The organism is Acidibrevibacterium fodinaquatile (genome assembly GCF_003352165.1).
GTDB classification, from domain to species: domain Bacteria; phylum Pseudomonadota; class Alphaproteobacteria; order Acetobacterales; family Acetobacteraceae; genus Acidibrevibacterium; species Acidibrevibacterium fodinaquatile.
This window is the reverse complement of sequence record NZ_CP029176.1, coordinates 2,285,932-2,300,731: the sequence shown is the minus strand read 5'-3', so window position 1 is coordinate 2,300,731 and position 14,800 is coordinate 2,285,932. Positions and strand designations below refer to the sequence as shown.

Genomic DNA, 14,800 nt, shown 5'->3' with positions numbered 1-14,800 from the left:
GGTTCGGCGCGAGCATACCCTCTGATCGCGCCCGACCGGAAGCGGCGAAAGCGGCGCGCCGCTATGCGGGAGGGTCGCCGTCGTCCGGCGGGGTGAGCGGCGCCGCCGGCGCGAGGGCAAAGCCGGCGGCGCGCCAGCCATCGACGCCCTCAGGAAACCAATAGACTTGGCGAAATCCCAGTCTCGCCGCGCGCTTGGCGGCGTTCCAACTCATCCAGCATTGTGCTTGGCAGTAAAACACCAGCGCCCGATCGGAATCGCCGTGCGTGAGGGCGCGCAACTCGCCATGAAACCACGCCGCCATCGCCTTATTCAAGGCGCCGCGGCCAAAATCCGGGAGCCAGACGCTGCCGGGAATGTCGAGATGCGGTGCCGGGAGCCAGGGCACGCCCGGCTTCATCGCCGGCGGGCGGCGCGGCGCGGGGAGCACGTCGATGAGAATGGCACCGGCGGCGCGGAGTTTTTCGACCGCCGTCGCATGAACGACCGTTCCGCCAGGAACGCGATCGGGGACCGGGGCGTGGTAATCGTCCATCCGATACTCATCTGGAAGCGCAATCTGAGCCCCGGCGGCGAGCGGCAGGGTGAGCAGAAAGGCCGCGAGCAGCCAGTGTCTCACGGTTTGAGCGGGTTGCCCTGCTCATCGAGCAGCGGAATGCCGTAATCGTTGAGGATCGCGGTGATCTCGTCCTGATGCTTCTGGATCAGATCATTGAGGGTGCGGCGGAAAGTAACATCGCTTGGGCGCACGCCCATGGCGATGCGGTAATCGAGCCGCGGCCCTCCGGGTTCGGCCGGTAGGAACGCCATCGCGAGCGGCAGATGATCGTGCTTGATGTAATAGCCGGCGAATGGCCCCCAAACCAGGCCGACATCGATCTTGCCGGCGACGAGATCGAGGAGCAGAGTTTTTGCCGGCGCTTCGACGCGGGTATCGACGGTGAGATTATAGGGCGTCACATGGGCGAGCAGATGATGCCGCGCGACGATATCGGTCGGCGGGGTGGAGGCGATGAGACCTATTTTCTTGTCTGAAAATACCGGATCGCCGAGATCGACGCTGGCGATATGATCGGCATTGCGCGTCACGATCATATAGCCGGTATGGTAATAAGGATTAGTGGTATCGACCATCTCGCCGCCCGCGACGGTGCCCATGACAACGTCGCAGCGATGTGCGAACAGCGTGTTGCGATAGAACCCGACGATCTGCGGGAACCACACATTGGTCACCGGTTCATGCAGATAGCCGGCGAAGAGATCAGAGATCTTGTTCTCGAAACCCTCATGCGCCTGATTGGAAAACGGCAGATTGGCCGGGTCGCCGCAGACACGGAATTCGCTTGTCGAGGCGAGGCTAGGAGCGGCGGGCTGCGCAAAGCTGGCGGCGGGAAGCGCCAAAAACAGGGCAGCGAACGCTGCCGCCTTAATTGTCATCATCGTCGCCGATTTTCTTCGGCCGTCCTCGGCCGAGCACGCCATCGGAACGCGCTTTCAAATAACCATAGATGTCATCGAGATTTTCAACGACATCGGGATTGAGTCCGAAGGGCGGCATGACGTTCTGGTTGGCGGTGTTGACGTCCTGGCGGCCGTTGATGACGGTGTTCTCGAACTGCTCTTTCGTCATGTGTTTGAGCGAATCGACGAGGGCAGGGGCGTAGGAGCTGCCGGCACCATCGGGGCCATGACAGCGCAGGCAATTATCGCCGTAGCGACGATAGCCATTGAAGACGTGGTGATCGACACGGCCATTTTGCACGACATAGGGTTTGCTGTCGGCCGGCGCGTCATCGGCGCGAGCGCCACCGGCTGTCGCGACCGTTGCGGCGAGAAGAGCGGTAGTGAAAAGGGCGGCAAGATTGCCCGTCAAGAATTTGTCAGTCAGTGGCTTTTCGGCTTGGGAATGGCCGGTTAGGCGATCACGGCGCATGCGTATTTCCTCAGGTTATTCCATTTGGTGCGTGCGCCGCCACAAAGGCATCGACGCCGCGAAAACCTCTCGGGTTTGGAAAAATTACCCCGGCTGGCGAACCAGCCGGGGGAAGCGAGCGAACGAGGAGGATTTATTCGACGGAGAACACGGTCAAGACACCGCCGAGCTGGGTGTAGTTCGAGAGGCTCTTGTAAGCGCCGACCGCACCGAGACCATCGGTGTCGCCGGTCAGGCCAGCAGCCATGCCGATGCCCGCCCAGCCGCCGACGCCGGAGAGAACGGCGATATATTCTTTGCCGTTATGCTCGAAGGCGTTGACGTTGCCGATGATGCCCGAAGGCGTCTTGAACTTGTAGAGCAGCTTGCCGGTCTTGGCATCGACCGCCTTCAGATCGCCATCCAGCGTGCCGTAGAAGGCAACCCCGGTCGGTGTCGTCAAGGCGCCCGACCACACCGAGAAGGTCTCGTGATCGGACCAGACGATCTTGCCTTCATTGACGTCATAAGCGATGAAATTGCCGAGATGGTTCTCGCCCTTCGGCGGGAACATCGACAGCGTCGCGCCGACATAAGGCTGGCCCGCAGTGTAGGTCACCTTGTACGGCTCGTAATCCATGCAGACATGGTTGGTCGGCACGTAGAACATATGCGTCTGCGGATCATAGGAGGCCGGCTGCTCGTCTTTCGAGCCGAGCGCCGCCGGGCAGACGCCCTTGGTGTTGTGGTCGGGGCCGTTGTGATCGGTAGAGTATTGCGCGACCACTTCCGGACGCCCAGTGGTCAGATCGACCTTGGTCGCCCAGTTGACGGCGGGATCGTATTTGTTGGCTTCCAGCAACTCGCCATTGGTGCGATCGAGCACATAGGCGAAGCCATTGCGGTCGAAATGCACCAGCGCCTTGGTTTCCTTGCCGTGCACCTTGGTGTCGGCGAGGATCATTTCGTTGATGCCGTCATAATCCCATTCGTCATGCGGGGTCATCTGATAGACCCATTTCGCCATGCCGGTATCGGCGTCGCGGGCGAAGATGGTCATCGACCATTTATTATCGCCCGGACGCTGGCTCGGGTTCCAGGTGCTGGGATTGCCGGAACCGTAATAGATCAGGTTCAGCTTCGGATCATAGGAAATCCAGCCCCAGGTGGCGCCGCCGCCGATCTTCCACTGATCGCCTTCCCAGGTTTTCAGGGACGAATCCTTGCCCACCGGCTTGCCCATCGCCATGGTCTTGTCGGGATCGAACAGGAGCTGATCGTCCGGCCCCTCGGAATAGGCACGCCAGGCGACCGACCCATCCTTGATGTTATAGGCGGTCATATGGCCCTGCACACCGAACTCGCCGCCGGAGACGCCGACCAGAACCTTATCCTTGACGACGAGCGGCGCCGAGGTGCCGGTCGCGCCCTTGGCGGGATCATCATCCTTCACCGACCAGGCGACCTTGCCGGTCTTGGCGTCGAGCGCGACCAGGGTGGTGTCGGCCTGATGCAGGAAGATCATGCCCTCGCCATAGGCGACGCCGCGATTGACGGTATCGCAGCACATCACCGGAATGACGTTCGGATCCTGCTTCGGCTCATAGGCCCAGACGATGCGGCCCTCATTGTTGAGATCGAGCGCAAAAACCTTGTTCGGGAACGGTGTGTGGACATACATCATGTCGCCCACCACCAGCGGCCCGCCTTCATGGCCACGCAGAACGCCGGTGGAGAAGGTCCATACCGGGTGCAGCTTGTGGGCGTTCTCGGTGGTGATCTGGGTCAGCTTGGTGTGGCGCTGATTGGCGTAGTCTCCGGCCGGCATCACCCACTGCTTGGGATCCTGCGACATTTTTTCGAGCTGATCATTGGCGAAGGCCGCGCCGGCCCCCAAGATCCCGGCGGCGCTGCCCATGAGCACCGCCCATGCAAATAAACGCTGACTCGGCTTCATATAGAACCCTCCCTCAATAAAGCGTTACCTTCTGTCATGCCTACGAGGCTGCCTCGCATCGCGTATCGGGATCGCGGCAACTCTCGGAAGCATAATCGCACAGCCGCCAGACGGCCCACCGTCTCCGCGGCCTGAGCGCAAGCTATCGCCAACGCCATTCCGTTGACAAGCATCAAACTGCAATCTGGACTGTATTTTTGTTCGATTTATAATTGTGCAACGCAGCATAAATGAACTCGATCAAGTCAGTCGAAGAACCAATCCGGTTATTATAGAATTAATCAATCATATGGGCAAAAATCTGCATGAATGATGATCGCAGCCGCACCCCCCCTCCGGCGCGCGATAATGCCGGGCGATCAGGCGGGATCCTGGCGCGGCACGCCGATTTCGCAACGCCAGCCCGCCAGCCGCCATTCCGGATGCTCGTTGACATAGGCGATGGCGTAACGCTCGGCATCCATCAAGCAGACTTGTTGGGTGATTTCCTCCTCGAAAACCGGCCGCTTTTCGACACAGGTCTTGGCGTCGGCAACCAGGCAGTAGACGAGCACGAGTTCAATCATCATCATCTCCCTTGCACCAGAGAACCATATTGGCCCATGAAGGGCCAGTCACACGAAACGTCACAGCATGAGATGCATGCAAAAATGACACCAAGACTTACCGCTCTTACCCTTCTCGGCCTCTGCCTCGCATCGCCGGTTCATGCCGCCGGCCCCGCGGACGAAACCAAGCCGCTCAGCCCAGCGCAGGTCTCCCTGTTCGAGACCCCGCATCTCGCTAATATCGACCATCCCGAAACCCTCCTCTATCGCTACACGCGCCAGGGACCGGATGGGTTCACCGATCACGTCGCCGAGGATATCAAACTCGTCCATCCCGATGGCACGAAATACGTGATGTTCAATTTTCTCACCGGCGATCACCATATTTTTTACCCCGCGGTCGATGATTTCCGCGGCAATCCGCTGCTGATGGTGTTTCTCGAACACGACGTCGATGAAATGCGCGCCATGACCGGCGTCGCCGCCGCTTATTATCGTAACCGTATCCGCGCCGCCTTCATCGACAAGGCGGAGATGACGCCCGCCAAGGTCACGCTCGACGGCCATGAGGTGGCGGCGCAGAGCATCACGCTCCGCCCCTTCGCCGACAATGACCGATTCGCGCATATGCCGCAGATCCAGCAGAAAGCCTACCGTTTCGTGCTCAGCAAGGACGTGCCGGGGGGATTCGCCGAATTCGCGACCGAGATGCCGGCCGATCCCGCATCCGGCGCCCCGGCGATCAGCGAGCACTTGGTTTTCGAGAAAGTCGCGCCGGGTAAGGCGGTGACGCCATGACCCGCGCGCTCGTCGCGGCGCTCGCTCTCGGCCTGATCGCCATTGCCGCGCGTGCCGAAACCGAGGAGCACCATCCGGCGCATGACTATCCGACCGCGGCGCGCGCCGATTACGTCATCGGCTGTCTCGCCGCCAATGGATTCAGCCATGATCTGCTCGAAAAATGCTCATGCGGCATCGATACCATTGCCGACATGATGAGCTATGACGATTACGAGAAGGCGGAGACCATCCTCAGCATGCAGCAAGGGGTGCATGGGCCGCAGGCAGATATCTTCCGCCATACCCCGATCGCGATCGAGGAAATCGACCGCCTCCACCGCGCCGAGGCCGAGGTTAATCTGCGCTGCCGCTGAGGGGGCAGGTCTTTGCCGGTCGGCAGACCCTGGGAATCCATAATGTTATAGGCCGATGCCGCGGCGCCTGCTGACGCATGGCGTGACAGCCCGATCGCGGCCGCGCCGGGCGCTCAGACACTGCCCGCCAGCATCGTGCCGTCAGCGAAGCAGCCGCCGCGAGACTTGCCTCGGCGGGGATCGGCTTTTATAGCCGAGGGATGGCATCCCCGGCAGAAACCTCCTCACCGCCTGATGACGTCATCGCCCGGCAAGCGGCCCTGCTCGCGCGCCCGCCGACGCTCGAGCGCCGCATGGCGGACGCGATCCGTGCGCTCGCCATCGACGCCGTCGAGCGCGCCAATTCCGGCCATCCCGGCCTGCCGCTCGGCATGGCCGATGTCGCGACGGTGCTCTGGACGCGATTCCTGAAATTCGACGCCGCCGATCCGCGCTGGCCCGATCGTGACCGCTTCGTGCTCTCCGCCGGCCACGGCTCGATGCTGCTTTATGCCCTCCTCCATCTCACCGGCCATGCCGGCATGGGGATGGACGTGCTGGAGCGTTTCCGCCAACTCCACTCTGCCGCCGCCGGCCACCCTGAATATGGCGCCCATCCGGCGATCGAGACCACCACCGGCCCGCTCGGCCAGGGCATCGCCACCGCCGTCGGCATGGCGCTTGGCGAGCGGATGCTCGCGGCGCGGTTCGGGCGCAGCCTGGTCGATCACCGCACCTGGGTTATCGCCTCCGACGGCGATCTGATGGAGGGAATCAGCCATGAGGCGGCCTCGCTCGCCGGCCATCTCCGGCTCGACAAACTCACTGTCCTCTACGACGACAACCACATCTCGATCGACGGCGCGACGCGGCTCGCAACCTCCGATGACGCGCTAAAACGCTTCGCCGCCTATGGCTGGGCGACGAAGCGGATCGACGGCCATGATCCGGCACAGATCGCGGCCGCCCTCTCGTTCGCCGTGCGCTCGAAGAAGCCGACGCTGATCGCTTGCCGCACCATCATCGGCTTCGGCGCGCCGCACAAGGCGGGCACCAATGCCGCCCATGGCTCGGCGCTGGGGGCGGCGGAAGCGGCGGCGACGAAGGCGGCGCTGGGCTGGACGGCCGCGCCCTTCACCGTGCCCGAGGATCTCGCGCAAGCCTGGCAGGAGGCTGGCGGGCGCGGCGCAACACCCCGCCGCGCCTGGCTCAAGCGCGCCACCCGCCATCCGCAGCGCGCCGAGTTCGAGCGTGCGCTCGCCGGGCGGCTCCCGGACAATTGGTTGGAAAAACTCGCCGCGTTGAAAGCCGAGATCGCCGAAAGTAAGCCAAAACTCGCGACCCGCCAATCAAGCCAGAAAGTGCTAGAGGCGCTGGTGCCGCTGGTGCCGGAGTTGATCGGCGGCTCCGCCGACCTCACCGGCTCCAATCTTACCCGGGTCAAGGACATGGCGGAGGTTGCGCCGGGGCAATTCGCTGGCCGCTATCTCCATTTCGGCATCCGTGAGCACGCGATGGCGGCGGCGATGAACGGGCTCGCGCTCAGTGGCGGCATGATCCCCTATGGCGGCACGTTCTTCGTGTTCAGCGACTATCTCCGCCCGGCGCTGCGGCTTGCGGCGCTGATGCATCTGCGGGTGATCCATGTTCTGACCCATGACAGTATCGGCCTCGGCGAGGATGGGCCGACGCATCAGGCGGTCGAGCATCTCGCGAGCCTCCGCGCGATGCCCAATCTTCTCGTCTTCCGCCCGGCCGACACGATCGAGACGGCGGAGAGCTTCGAACTCGCGCTGCGGCGTAGCGACGGACCGAGCGCCCTCGTGCTGAGCCGCCAATCCCTGCCGACGCTCCGCGCCGACATCACCGAAAATCGCACCGCGCGCGGCGCCTATGTCCTCGCCGAGGCCGCCTCCGCGCGCCAGGCAACGCTGATCGCCAGTGGCTCTGAGGTCGCGATCGCGATGGCGGCCCGCGAGACGCTGGCGGCCGAGGGTATCGCCGCGGCGGTGGTGTCTTTGCCCTGCTGGGAACTCTTTGCCCAGCAGGATCCGGCCTATCAGGCGGAGACGCTCGGCACCGCGCCGCGATTCGGGATCGAAGCGGCCGCGGGATTCGGCTGGGAGCGCTGGCTCGGCCCTGATGGCGTGTTCATCGGCATGGCCGGCTTCGGCGCCTCCGCACCCTATGAGGAGCTTTACCGCCATTTCGGCATCACCGCCGAGGCCCTCGTGCACGCGGTGCGAAAGCGCCTCGCCCTCCCCTGAAGCAAAAAAACCAAGAGGTAACACGTTATGCCGGTGCGTATCGCGATCAACGGGTTTGGCCGCATCGGGCGGCTCGTCCTGCGGGCGATCATCGAGAGCGGGCGCGAAGATATCGTGCCGGTCGCGATCAATGATCTCGGCAGCGTCGAAGCCAATGCCCATCTCCTGCGTTATGACAGTGTCCATGGCCGCTTTCCCGGCGAGGTGGCGGTGGAGGGGGATTCGCTCCGGATCCGTCATGGCGGGCGCGAATGGGGGCCGATCCGGGTTTCTGCCGAGCGCGATCCCGCCAAGGTGCCGTTCGCCGGCGTCGATGTCGCGATGGAATGCACGGGCCTTTTCACCAAGCGCGAGGCTGCTGCCCACCTGCTCGCCGCCGGGGCGCGCAAGGTTTTGGTCTCGGCGCCAGCCGATGGCGTCGACGCGACCGTGGTTTACGGCGTCAATCACGAGGTGCTGACCCCGGCGATGACCGTGGTCTCCAATGCCTCATGCACCACCAACTGCCTCGCGCCGATGGCCAAAGTGCTCCATGAGGCGTTCGGCATCGAACGCGGCTACATGGTGACGATCCATTCCTATACCGGCGATCAGCGCACCGTCGACACGCTGCACAAGGATCTGCACCGGGCGCGGGCGGCCGCGGTTTCGATCATTCCGACCACGACCGGCGCCGCGCGCGCGATTGGCCTCGTCATCCCCGAACTCAAGGGCAAGCTCGACGGCACCGCGATCCGCGTGCCGACGCCCAATGTTTCGCTGGTCTCGCTCGACGTCAACCTCGCCCGCCCGGCCGATCCCGAAACCATCAACGCCGCCTTCCGCGCCGCCGCCGACGGCACGATGAAGGGGATCATCGCCTATAATATGGAAAAGCTGGTCAGCGTTGATTTCAACCATGTCAGCGCGTCCTGCAGCTTCGATGCGTCTCAGACCTCCGTCGTCGATGGCAAGCTCGCGCGGGTGATGGGCTGGTACGACAATGAGTGGGGTTTTTCCAACCGGATGATCGACACCGCCGCCCGTCTTGGGGCGTTATAGAGCACCCGCCTTGGAAGCCGCGCCGGGCCGGGGACGAGAGAGCAAGGTTCCCGAAGTCACCCTCGTTTTCTGGATCATCAAGATCGCTGCGACCACGCTTGGCGAGACCGGCGGCGATACGGTGACGATGACCCTCGGTTGGGGCTATCTCGCCGGAACCTTGCTATTTCTAGTTGCGCTCGTGGGTCTCGTCCTGGCGCAGATCGCGGCGCGACGCTTCCACCCGCTCCTTTACTGGGCGACCATCATTGCCTCGACCACGTTCGGCACCACCATGGCCGACTTCGCCGACCGCTCGCTCGGCTTCGGCTATCCCGGCGGGGCGAGCTTGCTGTTCGTTCTGCTGATGGCAACCCTTGGCCTCTGGTATCGGACTCAGGGCAGCATCGCCGTCACCACCGTTGCCGCGCCGCGGACGGAACTGTTCTACTGGGCGGCGATCACGTTTTCGCAAACCCTCGGCACCGCGCTCGGCGACTGGGCGGCCGATGGCGGCCTCGGCTATGACGGCGGCGCGCTGGTCTTCGGCGCCGCCCTCGCCCTTCTCGCCGTGCTTTATTTCCGGACCAAACTCTCTCGGGTCGCGCTATTTTGGGCAGCTTTCATCCTGACCCGGCCGCTCGGCGCGACCGTCGGCGATTTTCTCGACAAATCACGCGCCGAAGGCGGCCTCGCAGTCAGCCGCCCGCTCGCGACGCTCGCCCTCGCTATCTTTATTCTCGTCTGCCTCGCCCTCCTGCCGCAGCGGGCCGGACGGCACCCCGGTGGCCAACAGGCGGGGTGAGATGGGGCAAAGAATGGTTCTTTTTTGAAAAAATGAACCAAAAAACTTTTGAGATTTGAGGGGCGTGGCCGCGCGCAACGCGAAGATCAGGGGGATCAGCCGATCGCGCCGCTCTCGCCGGCCAGCCGCCGCACAGTGTAGGTTTTCGCCAAGGCGGCGACGATGGCATCGCCATGCGGCGTGTCGCGCGCTTCGACCATCAATTCCAGCCCCGCCGATTGCACGCTCGGCGAGGCGAACAGCCGGTGGTGCGAGACATCGATGATGTTGCCGCCGGCCGCGCCGATGGTGCCGGCGATATCGGCGAGCACCCCGGGCCGGTCGGGGATTTCGAGGCTGAGGCGGAGCAGCCTGCCATCCCGCAGCAAATTGCGCAGCAGCACATTGGCGAGGATGCGCGCATCGATATTGCCGCCGCAAACCGGAACGCCGACCCGCCGCCCGGCAAAGCGCTCGCGATAGGCGAGCACAGCCGCCAGCCCCGCTGCGCCAGCGCCCTCGGCGATCACTTTCGCCCCCTCGGCGAGCAGCGCGATCGCCTGCTCGATGGCGCGCTCGGGAACGATCAGCACGTCGGAAACCAGCTGCCGGATCAGCGCCAGCGGGATTTCGCCGATATCGCGGACGGCGATGCCCTCGGCGATGGTCGGGCCGCCGACCGAAACCGTCTGGCCGGCGAGGCGTTGGGCGAGCGCGGCATAGGCGGTGACCTCGACGCCGATGATCTCGATCCCCGGCCTGAGCGCGCTCGCCGCGACCGCGCAGCCGGCGAGCAGACCGCCACCGCCGACCGGGACCACGAGGACGTCGAGATCGGGAACCGCTTTGAGGAATTCGAGCGCGAGCGTGCCTTGCCCGGCAATTACCCCGGGATCATCATAGGGATGGATGAAGACCAGCCCATCGCGTGCCGCGAGCCGATGCGCCTCGTCGGCCGCTTCCGCCAGGGTCTCACCATGCAGCACCACCTCGGCGCCCCAGCCGGCCGTTCGCGTCACCTTGGTTGCCGGGGTGAAACGCGGCATGACGATGGTCGCGCGGATGGCGTCGAGGCTCGCATGGCGGGCGACGGCTTGGGCGTGATTGCCAGCCGAAACCGCGATGACGCCGCGCTTGCGCTCCTCTTCGGTGAGCAGCGCCAAGCGGTTGGCGGCGCCGCGCTCCTTGAAGGCGCCGGTCGCCTGGAGATTGTCGAGTTTGAGGAAAACCCGTGCCCCGGTGGCGCGTGAGAGCGTATCGGCCGCTATCGCGGGGCTTTCGAGAACGCGGCCCGCGATACGCGCGCAAGCGGCCTCGACATCGGCGAGGGTAACGGCAAGGGAGGACATCGGCGCTCAGCCGAAGCTGACGGTCAGGATTTCGTAGCTGCGATCGCCGCCCGGCGCTGGCACCGAGACCTGATCGCCGGGCTTTTTGCCAATCAGCGCCTTGGCCAGCGGCGAGGAGATCGAAAGCCGGCCGGCCTTGATATCGGCCTCATGCATGCCGACGATCTGATAGGAAGATTCCTGCTCGGTTTCCTCGTCGATCAGACGGACATGGGCACCGAACTTCACCTGATCGCCCGAGAGCAGGGCGGGATCGATCACCTCGGCTGCGCTGACGATTTCCTCGAGTTCCGCGATTCGCCCTTCGATGAAGGATTGGCGCTCCCGCGCGGCATGGTATTCGGCGTTTTCCGATAAATCACCATGGCTTCGCGCCTCGGCGATGGCGCGGATAATACCCGGCCGCTCGACCGATTTGAGATGACGCAGCTCCTCCTCCAAGCGTTGCAGGCCAGCGGCCGTCATCGGAAACTTCTGCACGTCGTTGCCCTCGATCTCTCGACCAGTCGAGAAAAGATAAGGCCGGCTGCCCGCTTCCAGGCCCCGGCATGGGAGCCAGAATGGGTCAAACCCACCCCGGCCGGTTCAGAACGATCCGTGAAAATACCCCTGCAGCGGTGCGACTTCAAGCTCTCCTGCGCGCAGGGCAGCGATCGCGTGCACGGCGGCGCGGGCGCCGGCGATGGTGGTGTAATGGGGAACCCCGTGGGTGAGCGCGCTCCTTCTGATATCAAAACTGTCATGCACCGACTGCGCGCCAGAGGCGGTGTTGATCACCAACTGCACCTCGCCGGAGCGAATCGCATCGACGCAATGCGGCCGGCCTTCGAGCACCTTGTTGACGACCGCGACCGCGAGCCCGGCGTCCCGCAGCCGCGCCGCCGTTCCCCGCGTCGCCAGAATGCGAAATCCCATCTCGATCAGGCGCCGGCCGAGCGAGACCACGGCCTGCTTGTCGCCATCCTTGACCGAGAGGAACACCGTCCCTGCAGCCGGAAGCGTGACCCCAGCGCCGAGCTGCGCCTTGGCGAAGGCGCGCTCGAAACTGGTATCGAGCCCCATCACCTCGCCGGTCGATTTCATCTCCGGCCCGAGAATGACGTCGACATCTGGAAAACGCGCGAACGGGAACACCGATTCCTTGACCGCGACATGGGCGCCGAGCGCCTTTTCGTGCAGACGAGCGGGATCGAGCTTGATGCCGGCCATCGCCAAGGCGCCGAGTTTGGCAACCGGCAGGCCGGTCGCCTTGGCAACGAAGGGAACGGTGCGCGCGGCACGCGGATTGACCTCGAGGACGTAGATTGCATCGCCCTGGATCGCATATTGCACATTCATCAATCCGACCACTTTCAGCGCTCGCGCGAGCGCGACGGTCTCGGCGCGGAGTTCGGTGACGATCGCCGGCGGCAGCGAATAGGGCGGCAGCGCGCAGGCACTATCGCCGGAATGGATGCCGGCCTCCTCGATATGCTCCATGACGCCTGCAACATGAACGGTCTCGCCATCACTAATGCAATCGACATCGACCTCGATCGCATCGGCGAGATAGCGATCGATCAGCACCGGGTTGCTGCCCGAGACGCGCACCGCTTCGCGCATATAGCGGGCTAGGCCGGCGCGATCATGGACGATCTCCATCGCCCGACCGCCGAGCACATAGCTCGGCCGGATCACCACCGGATAGCCGATGCGCTCGGCGATCGCCTCCGCCTCAGGGGCCGAGCGCGCCGTGCCATTCTCCGGTTGCAGCAGGGCGAGGCTTTGCAAAAGTTTCTGAAAACGCTCGCGATCCTCGGCAATGTCGATCGCCTCGGCGCTGGTGCCGAGAATGGGAATGCCGGCGCGCGCGAGCGCCTGTGAGAGTTTCAGCGGCGTCTGTCCGCCATATTGCACGATGCAGCCGAGCAGTTTCCCTGCCGACTGTTCGCGTCGCACCAGCGCGATCACGTCTTCGGCGGTGAGTGGCTCGAAATAGAGCCGGTCGGAGGTGTCATAATCGGTGCTCACGGTTTCGGGATTGCAGTTGATCATGATGGTCTCAAACCCCGCCTCACGCAGCGCGTAAGCGGCATGAACACAGCAATAGTCGAACTCGATCCCCTGGCCGATGCGGTTCGGGCCGCCGCCGAGGATGATGATTTTTTCCCGCGTGCTCGGCGCTGCCTCGCAAACCGGCGTGCCGAAGCCGCCCTCATAGGTCGAATACAGATAAGGGGTCGCGGAGGCGAATTCGCCGGCGCAGGTATCGATCCGCTTATAGACCGGCGTCACCCCGAGCCGAGCGCGGTGTTCGGCGACATCTGCCTCGCGACACCCGGTGAGTTCGGCTAGACGCGCATCGGAAAATCCGAGCGCCTTGAGGCGCCGAAACGCCATGGCGCTCTCGGGCAGGCCGCTGTCGCGCACCGCCCGCTCGGCGGCGATGATGGTTTCGATCTGGCGCAGGAACCAGGGGTCGAATTTGCACGCCTCGTGAACGTCCTCGACCGTAAGTCCAGCGCGGAGCGCCTGTGCCGCGACCAGGAGCCGGTCCGGGCGCGGGGTTGAGAGCGCGGCGCGGAACGCATCCGCCCCGCCATCGCCGGGCGGCGTGATTTCATCGAGACCGGAAAGCCCGGTCTCCATACTGCGCAGACCCTTTTGCAGCGCCTCGGCGAAACTCCGCCCGATCGCCATTGCTTCGCCCACCGATTTCATGCTGGTGGACAGGAGAGCGGGCGTTCCGGGAAATTTCTCGAACGTGAACCGTGGGATCTTGACGACGACGTAATCGATGGTCGGCTCGAAGCTCGCCGGCGTCGTGCGGGTGATGTCGTTCGCGAGCTCATCGAGCGTGTAGCCGACGGCAAGCTTGGCGGCGATTTTCGCGATCGGGAATCCCGTCGCCTTGGAGGCGAGCGCGGAGGAGCGCGAGACGCGCGGGTTCATCTCGATGATCAGCATCCGGCCGGTTTGCGGATCGATCGCGAATTGCACGTTCGACCCGCCAGTATCGACGCCGATGGCGCGCAGACACGCGATCGAGGCATCGCGCATGCGCTGATATTCCTTATCGGTCAGCGTCAGCGCCGGCGCGACGGTGACCGAATCGCCCGTATGGACGCCCATCGGATCGACATTCTCGATCGCGCAGACGATGATGCAATTGTCCGCGCCATCGCGGACCACCTCCATCTCGAATTCCTTCCAACCGAGCACGCTTTCCTCGATCAGCACCTCGGAAACCGGCGAGGCATTGAGGCCGCCTTGCGCGATCTGGTCGAACTCCTCGCGATTATAAGCGATGCCGCCGCCGGTGCCGCCGAGCGTGAAGCTCGGCCGGATGACGGCGGGCAGGCCGATTTCGGCCAAGGCGGCGCGGGCTTCGTCGATCGTGTGGGCGATGGCGCTGCGCGGGCTCTCGATGCCGATCGCCGCCATCGCGTCGCGGAATTTGAGCCGGTCCTCGGCGCGGTCGATGACATCGGCGCGGGCGCCGATCAGTTCGACCTCGTAGGCATCGAGAACACCGGTTTTCGCGAGCTGCATCGCGACATTGAGCGCGGTCTGCCCGCCCATGGTGGGGAGCAACGCGTCCGGGCGCTCGCGGGCGATGATTTTCGTGACGATTTCCGGCGTGATCGGCTCGACATAGGTGGCGTCGGCCAATTCCGGGTCGGTCATGATCGTCGCCGGATTGGAATTGACCAGGATGACGCGATAGCCCTCGGCGCGCAGCGCCTTGCAGGCCTGGGCGCCGGAATAGTCAAACTCACACGCCTGGCCGATGACGATCGGGCCGGCGCCGATGATCAGGATCGAGTGAAGATCGGTGCGCTTGGGCATTG

At 64.1% G+C, this 14,800-nt stretch carries 13 protein-coding genes; 5 read left to right on the top strand and 8 right to left on the bottom strand.

Annotation, left to right across the window (positions count from 1 at the left end; all coding sequences use genetic code 11):
* Positions 1-61: 61 nt before the first annotated feature.
* From DEF76_RS11005 to DEF76_RS10985, 5 genes are all read right to left on the bottom strand, one after another.
* A complete protein-coding gene (locus tag DEF76_RS11005) occupies positions 62-619 on the bottom strand; it encodes a rhodanese-like domain-containing protein (protein ID WP_205215985.1) in 558 nt (185 codons plus the stop codon).
* A complete protein-coding gene (locus DEF76_RS11000; RefSeq protein ID WP_205215984.1) occupies positions 616-1,440 on the bottom strand; it encodes a substrate-binding domain-containing protein in 825 nt (274 codons plus the stop codon). Before DEF76_RS11000 ends, DEF76_RS11005 begins: the two co-directional genes overlap by 4 nt.
* On the bottom strand, positions 1,427-1,933 hold the full coding sequence (locus DEF76_RS10995; protein WP_114912369.1) for a c-type cytochrome: 507 nt from the start codon (positions 1,931-1,933) through the stop codon (positions 1,427-1,429). Before DEF76_RS10995 ends, DEF76_RS11000 begins: the two co-directional genes overlap by 14 nt.
* 133 nt (positions 1,934-2,066) lie before the next feature.
* Positions 2,067-3,830 carry a methanol/ethanol family PQQ-dependent dehydrogenase gene (locus DEF76_RS10990; protein ID WP_240318980.1) on the bottom strand — a complete coding sequence of 588 codons (1,764 nt, stop codon included), beginning with the start codon at positions 3,828-3,830 and terminating at the stop codon, positions 2,067-2,069.
* 398 nt (positions 3,831-4,228) lie between these two features.
* Entirely contained in the window at positions 4,229-4,435 is a 207-nt protein-coding gene (locus tag DEF76_RS10985) for a hypothetical protein (protein WP_162800603.1), read from the bottom strand.
* Positions 4,436-4,519: 84 nt separating this feature from the next.
* Here DEF76_RS10985 and DEF76_RS10980 point away from each other — a divergent pair, with 84 nt between their 5' ends.
* The 5 genes from DEF76_RS10980 (at position 4,520) to DEF76_RS10960 (ending at position 9,642) form a co-directional block, all read left to right on the top strand.
* On the top strand, positions 4,520-5,215 hold the full coding sequence (locus DEF76_RS10980; protein WP_162800602.1) for a hypothetical protein: 696 nt from the start codon (positions 4,520-4,522) through the stop codon (positions 5,213-5,215).
* Positions 5,212-5,571 (top strand): hypothetical protein, encoded by a 360-nt coding sequence (locus DEF76_RS10975; RefSeq protein ID WP_114912365.1) that lies wholly within the window; start codon positions 5,212-5,214, stop codon positions 5,569-5,571. The genes DEF76_RS10980 and DEF76_RS10975 overlap by 4 nt, the downstream gene beginning before the upstream one ends.
* Before the next feature lie 200 nt (positions 5,572-5,771).
* Positions 5,772-7,817 (top strand): transketolase, encoded by a 2,046-nt coding sequence (gene tkt / locus DEF76_RS10970; RefSeq protein ID WP_114912364.1) that lies wholly within the window; start codon positions 5,772-5,774, stop codon positions 7,815-7,817.
* A 27-nt stretch (positions 7,818-7,844) separates the two neighbouring features.
* Positions 7,845-8,858: a type I glyceraldehyde-3-phosphate dehydrogenase gene (gene gap, locus DEF76_RS10965; protein ID WP_114912363.1), complete on the top strand. Its 1,014-nt coding sequence runs from the start codon at positions 7,845-7,847 to the stop codon at positions 8,856-8,858.
* Between the two features lie 10 nt (positions 8,859-8,868).
* Positions 8,869-9,642: a COG4705 family protein gene (locus DEF76_RS10960; RefSeq protein ID WP_205215983.1), complete on the top strand. Its 774-nt coding sequence runs from the start codon at positions 8,869-8,871 to the stop codon at positions 9,640-9,642.
* Positions 9,643-9,737: 95 nt separating this feature from the next.
* On the opposite strand, the gene DEF76_RS10955 is transcribed toward DEF76_RS10960, so the two are convergent.
* The 3 genes from DEF76_RS10955 to carB form a co-directional block, all read right to left on the bottom strand.
* On the bottom strand, positions 9,738-10,970 hold the full coding sequence (locus tag DEF76_RS10955) for a threonine ammonia-lyase (RefSeq protein WP_114912361.1): 1,233 nt from the start codon (positions 10,968-10,970) through the stop codon (positions 9,738-9,740).
* A gap of 6 nt (positions 10,971-10,976) precedes the next feature.
* On the bottom strand, positions 10,977-11,450 hold the full coding sequence (gene greA / locus DEF76_RS10950) for a transcription elongation factor GreA (protein ID WP_114912360.1): 474 nt from the start codon (positions 11,448-11,450) through the stop codon (positions 10,977-10,979).
* A gap of 105 nt (positions 11,451-11,555) precedes the next feature.
* Positions 11,556-14,798, bottom strand: a complete 3,243-nt coding sequence (gene carB / locus DEF76_RS10945) for a carbamoyl-phosphate synthase large subunit (RefSeq protein WP_114912359.1) — start codon at positions 14,796-14,798, stop codon at positions 11,556-11,558.
* Between the last annotated feature and the right edge of the window lie 2 nt (positions 14,799-14,800).

Coding starts and splice junctions, on each gene's coding strand:
- DEF76_RS11000 (WP_205215984.1), bottom strand. CDS start 1,440: ATGATGACAATTAAGGCGGCAGCGTTCGCTGCCCTGTTTTTGGCGCTT.
- DEF76_RS10995 (WP_114912369.1), bottom strand. CDS start 1,933: ATGCGCCGTGATCGCCTAACCGGCCATTCCCAAGCCGAAAAGCCACTG.
- DEF76_RS10990 (WP_240318980.1), bottom strand. CDS start 3,830: ATGGGCAGCGCCGCCGGGATCTTGGGGGCCGGCGCGGCCTTCGCCAAT.
- DEF76_RS10985 (WP_162800603.1), bottom strand. CDS start 4,435: ATGATTGAACTCGTGCTCGTCTACTGCCTGGTTGCCGACGCCAAGACC.
- DEF76_RS10980 (WP_162800602.1), top strand. CDS start 4,520: ATGACACCAAGACTTACCGCTCTTACCCTTCTCGGCCTCTGCCTCGCA.
- DEF76_RS10975 (WP_114912365.1), top strand. CDS start 5,212: ATGACCCGCGCGCTCGTCGCGGCGCTCGCTCTCGGCCTGATCGCCATT.
- tkt (WP_114912364.1), top strand. CDS start 5,772: ATGGCATCCCCGGCAGAAACCTCCTCACCGCCTGATGACGTCATCGCC.
- gap (WP_114912363.1), top strand. CDS start 7,845: ATGCCGGTGCGTATCGCGATCAACGGGTTTGGCCGCATCGGGCGGCTC.
- DEF76_RS10955 (WP_114912361.1), bottom strand. CDS start 10,970: ATGTCCTCCCTTGCCGTTACCCTCGCCGATGTCGAGGCCGCTTGCGCG.
- carB (WP_114912359.1), bottom strand. CDS start 14,798: ATGCCCAAGCGCACCGATCTTCACTCGATCCTGATCATCGGCGCCGGC.